Raw genomic sequence first — 4,975 nt, forward strand, 5'->3', positions numbered from 1 at the left:
CGATGAGCTCCTCTGGAATCGCGGGCAGCTCAGGCGGGGGCGCAGACCCTGCTTTTGGTTTGCTTGGCATACATGCTCCTTTGGGTACATGTTATGCCTTGAACACAAAATTTCTGACAGGCTCGGCGGTCTAAATTGACCGGCGAACAGGGGCAACCGTGCTGAGCGCCTCAGATGAAGATGCTTTGAATTTGTTCCACCGAGGCGCGCGAATCTTCCATTTACCTTACGAACAACAGCGTTACGGCGCGGGTAGCTGCTGCGCAAATTCGCGCGGCAAGGCACACTCATTTCGCCTGGCCAGCTCCTCTCGCCCGGCCCCTTTTCCGGACCTCCTCGCATGGCGCTTCGTGACGACGACGTAGTACCCGCACTCGAATGCCGCGGCCTCAGCAAGCGGTACGGCATCGGCCGCATCGTGCTCGCGCAGCTCGACTTCACACTCGCTGCGGGAGAGTTCGTTGCGATCATGGGCGACTCAGGCGTCGGCAAGTCGACCTTGCTCAACCTGATCGCCGGACTCGACCGCGCCGATAGCGGCAATGTGCTGATCGACGGACGCCCGGTCGAGCAACTCGACGATAACGCCGCGACGCGTCTGCGCCGCCAGAAGCTCGGCTTCGTATTCCAGGCGTTTCATGTGCTGCCGCATCTGACGCTCGCGCAGAACGTCGCGCTGCCACTGCTGCTCAATGATCTACCGACGGCCGCCGCGCTCGACATGCTCGCGGCGGTCGGCCTCGGCGGACGCGGCGACGATTTTCCGCGCGATCTCTCCGGTGGCGAATTGCAGCGCGTAGCCATTGCACGCGCACTCGTGCATCGTCCGACGCTGCTTCTCGCCGACGAACCGACCGGCAACCTCGATCCCGCGACCGCGCACGACGTGCTCGGCCTGTTCCGCGCGCAAAGCAAGGCGACGGGCGCGGCGACCATCATGGTCACGCATTCGGAAGCCGCGGCAGCCGTGGCCGACCGCGTGTTGATCCTGAGCGACGGCGGATTGCATGCCGCGCGCGATAAAGCCGCGAACATCGCGCACGCCGCGGCCCGCTCGACCGACGATGGCCGCTGACCTTCAGCCACTGCCGCGCGCGCCCGGATATCGCGTTCTCGCGCGCTGGCTACTGGCCGCGGAATGGCGCAGCCATCGCGGACGCGCACTCGTCGCAATCGCGACGATCGCGCTCGGCGTCGCGCTCGGCTATGCGGTGCAATTGATCAACAGCGCGGCCTTCAATGAATTCTCCGCGGCCGCGCGCAGTCTGTCCGGCGAAGCGGATCTGCAAGTGCGCGGCGCGCAGCCTTTCATCGACGAGTCCCTTTATCCGCAGCTGGCCAACGAACCGGGGGTGGCGCTGGCGAGTCCCGTGCTCGCGCTCGACGTCGCGGTGCCCGGCCGCAACGGTGCACTGCCCATTCTCGGCATCGACGTCTTCAAGGCGAGCCGGATCACGCCCGATCTGATCGGCGAGCCCTCGCCTGCGCGCCCGTTCGACACGCTCGCCTCCGATGCGATATTTCTGTCGACGGCCGCGCAGCAATGGCTGAACGTCAAGACCGGCGGCGACGTGACGCTGCGCGTCGGCACCTCGGATCTGCAGCTGCGCGTCGCGGGCGGGCTCGTGCGCACGCGGCCGGGTCAACGGCTCGCGGTGATGGACATCGCCGCCGCGCAATGGCGGTTCGACAAGGTGGGCAAGCTGTCGCGCGTCGACTTGCAACTCGAACGCGGTGTGGATCGGCAACGCTTCAAACGCGATCTGCAGCAACGGCTCGGCAGTGCCTGGGTAGTCGCCGAAACACGCGATACTGAGAGCCGTACCGATCGCCTGTCGCGTGCTTATCGGATCAACATGAATGTGCTCGCACTGGTCGCGCTGTTCACCGGCGCATTCCTCGTGTTTTCGACGCAGGCACTCGGTGTCGTGCGACGCCGCTCGCAATTCGCAATGCTGCGTGTGATCGGCCTCACGCGAGCTCCGCTGTTGCGGCAGATCCTGCTCGAAGGGGCGCTGCTCGGGCTGCTCGGCTCGTTGTGCGGACTTGCGCTCGGCTACGCGATGGCAAGCGGTGCGCTGCGCTTTTTCGGCAGCGATCTCGGCGGCGGCTATTTTCCGGGTGTGCAACCACGAGTCGGCTTCGAGCCGCTCGCGAGCGCGGTGTTTCTCGCACTCGGGGTGGCGGTGTCGGTGTTGGGCAGCGTCGCACCCGCCATCGATGCTGCACGCGCACGGCCTGCCGCGGCACTCAAGGCCGGCGCCGAGGAGACCGCGCTGGCGCGGCTCGCGACGCCGTGGCCGGCGTTCGGCTGTTTGCTGGCGGCCGCCGCGCTGACGCGCATGCCACCGTGGTTCGATGCGCCGATCGCTGGTTATCTGGCGGTCGCGCTGCTGCTCGTCGGCGGCATCGCGCTGATGCCGCGCGTGACCGCGCTGATATTCGGCGCGGCGAGTCGCGCACGCGCCACGCGACGCCGCGCGGGCGCGACGAGTTCGCTCGCGATTGCGCGTCTCGCAAATGCGCCGGGGCAGGCGTCGATCGCGATGGGCGGCGTGCTGTCGAGCTTCGCGCTGATCGTCGCGATGGCGATCATGGTGGCCAGCTTCCGCGTATCCGTCGACGACTGGATCACGCATCTGCTGTCCGCGGATCTGTACGTGCGCGTCACCTCCGGCGGCAATAGCGGTGACAGTGGCGGCTTGCGGCCCGATGAACAGACGCGCATCGCGACGGTGCCCGGCATCCGCAACGCCGCGTTCTCGCGCATCACACATCTGACGCTCGATCCCGCCCGCCCGGACGTCGCGCTGCTCGCCCGCGAGATCGATGCGGCCGATCCGGGCGCGACCCTCCAGATGACCGGCGCGGTGCTGTCGCCGTCCGCGCTTCGCACCGGCGACATACCTATTTGGGTTTCCGAAGCAATGGTCGACCTGTATGGGTATCAGTTAGGTCAACGCGTACGGTTGCCGCTCGGCGAGCACGGTCAGACGTTCGTCGTCGCCGGCGTCTGGCGCGACTACGCGCGGCAGAGCGGCGCGATTCAGATACGGCTTGGCGACTATCGGCGGCTGACCGGCGACTCCACCGCAACCGACGTCGCGGTGACCGGGGTGCCGGGCGTGAGTGTCGAACGCGTCGTCGCAAGTTTGAAGGCGTTGCCGTTCGGCGCTTCGCTCGAGATGTCGCAACCGGGGGAGATCCGTGAGCGCACGCTGGTGATCTTCGATCGCAGTTTCGCGGTCACGTATCTCCTCGAGGCGGTGGCGATCGTGATCGGATTGTTCGGTGTCGCCGCGACCTTTTCCGCGCAGACACTTGCTCGGGCTCGCGAGTTCGGGATGTTGCGCCACGTCGGCGTGACGCGCGCGCAAATTCTCGCGATCCTCGCATCGGAGGGCGGCCTGCTCACGGCATCCGGCATTGCGCTCGGTTTCGCGCTTGGTTTCGCGATCAGCCTGATTCTCGTGTTCGTCGTCAATCCGCAGTCGTTTCACTGGAGCATGTCGCTGCATGTGCCGTGGCTTGTGCTGGGCACGGTCGCGTCGGTGATGCTCGTACTGTCGTGCACGACGGCGGTGCTCGCGGGACGCGGTGCGGTGTCGGTGGATGCCGTACGAGCGGTGAAGGAGGACTGGTGATGCGAGTTGCGCGAAGTGCGTGCGGGATGCGATTGCTCTGGAGTCCCTGCAAATCTTTGCTCAAATACCCGCATCGAACTTTTCGGAGCCTACTTTGCGTTGGCATAGCCGCTGCGTCGCCGTCTTTTGCCGCTAGCAGCGATTCCTCTGCATCCGCGCCGGCCGCCTTCGCGGTAGTTACACCAGAACATCCGATCTCGTTTCCGCGGGACACCGGTGCCCATCCGGAATTCCGCACCGAATGGTGGTACGCGACGGGCTGGCTCACGACACCCGACCACCAACCGCTCGGATTCCAGATCACGTTCTTCCGTTCGGCGACCGGTCACGACGCGGCCGACCCCAGCGCGTTCGCCCCCTCGCAACTGATCATTGCGCACGCTGCGTTGAGCGATCCGGCCATCGGCCACCTCGTTCACGATCAGCGCATCGCTCGGCAAGGTCTCGGGCTTGCCTACGCGAGGCCCGACAACACCGACGTCAAACTCGACGCATGGAAAATGATTCGCGCCGCGGACGGCCACTACGACATCACCGCCGACGCAAGCGGATTTTCGCTCCACCTCCAACTCGCGCCAATGCAGTCTCCGCTGATTCAGGGCGAGCGCGGTTACTCGCGCAAAGGACCGCGTCCCGAACAGGCAAGCTATTACTACAGCGAACCGCAACTCCGCGTGACGGGCACTGTGGTGCGCCCGGCCGCGGGTGCAAACGACAGGACGCGCAATGCTGTGGTGACGGGTACCGCATGGCTCGATCACGAATGGTCGAGCACATTGCTCGACGCCAGTGCGGTCGGATGGGATTGGCTCGGCGCCAATTTGACGGACGGGTCGGCGCTCATGGCATTCAAGATCCGTAGCCGCGATGGACATGCAACGTGGGCCCACGCGACGCTTCGCAGACGCGATGGACAGGTAGCGAACTTCGGCCCCGGCGAGGTTTCGTTCACGCCGCGTCGCATGTGGCGGTCGCCGCACACAAACACTTTGTACCCGGTCTCGATGACGGTTAGAACCGGAACGCTGACGTGGCAACTCGATCCGCTGATGGACGATCAGGAACTCGATTCACGACAGTCGACCGGCGCGGTGTATTGGGAAGGCGCGGTGCGGGTAAGTCAACAGAATGCGGATGTAGGGCGGGCCTATCTGGAACTGACGGGTTACGCGGATGCGCTGCGGATCGGAAAGTAGTTGAAGCACGCGGAATTGGCCGCGTAAACGCAAAAACCCCACCGCTGGGGGTGGGGTTTCTGGCTTGTGGGGGAGCCTGACGATTACCTACTTTCACACGGGCAATCCGCACTATCATCGGCGTGGAGTCGTTTC

General features: G+C 65.3%; 3 protein-coding genes. All 3 read left to right on the forward strand.

What is annotated here, in order from left to right; translation table 11 throughout:
• The first annotated feature begins 340 nt into the window (after positions 1-340).
• Genes ACLFKU_RS42390 through ACLFKU_RS42400 form a run of 3 tightly spaced genes read left to right on the forward strand, consistent with a single transcriptional unit; the run spans position 341 to position 4,840 of the window.
• Positions 341-1,075, forward strand: coding sequence for an ABC transporter ATP-binding protein (locus tag ACLFKU_RS42390; RefSeq protein WP_410853213.1), 735 nt, complete (start codon positions 341-343; stop codon positions 1,073-1,075).
• Positions 1,065-3,644, forward strand: a complete 2,580-nt coding sequence (locus ACLFKU_RS42395) for an FtsX-like permease family protein (protein ID WP_410853214.1) — start codon at positions 1,065-1,067, stop codon at positions 3,642-3,644. The genes ACLFKU_RS42390 and ACLFKU_RS42395 overlap by 11 nt, the downstream gene beginning before the upstream one ends.
• A 26-nt stretch (positions 3,645-3,670) precedes the next feature.
• Positions 3,671-4,840 (forward strand): lipocalin-like domain-containing protein, encoded by a 1,170-nt coding sequence (locus ACLFKU_RS42400; protein ID WP_410853215.1) that lies wholly within the window; start codon positions 3,671-3,673, stop codon positions 4,838-4,840.
• Positions 4,841-4,975: the final 135 nt, after the last annotated feature.

The organism is Paraburkholderia sp. EG304 (genome assembly GCF_046543485.1).
In the GTDB taxonomy this organism is placed as follows: Bacteria; Pseudomonadota; Gammaproteobacteria; order Burkholderiales; family Burkholderiaceae; genus Paraburkholderia; species Paraburkholderia youngii.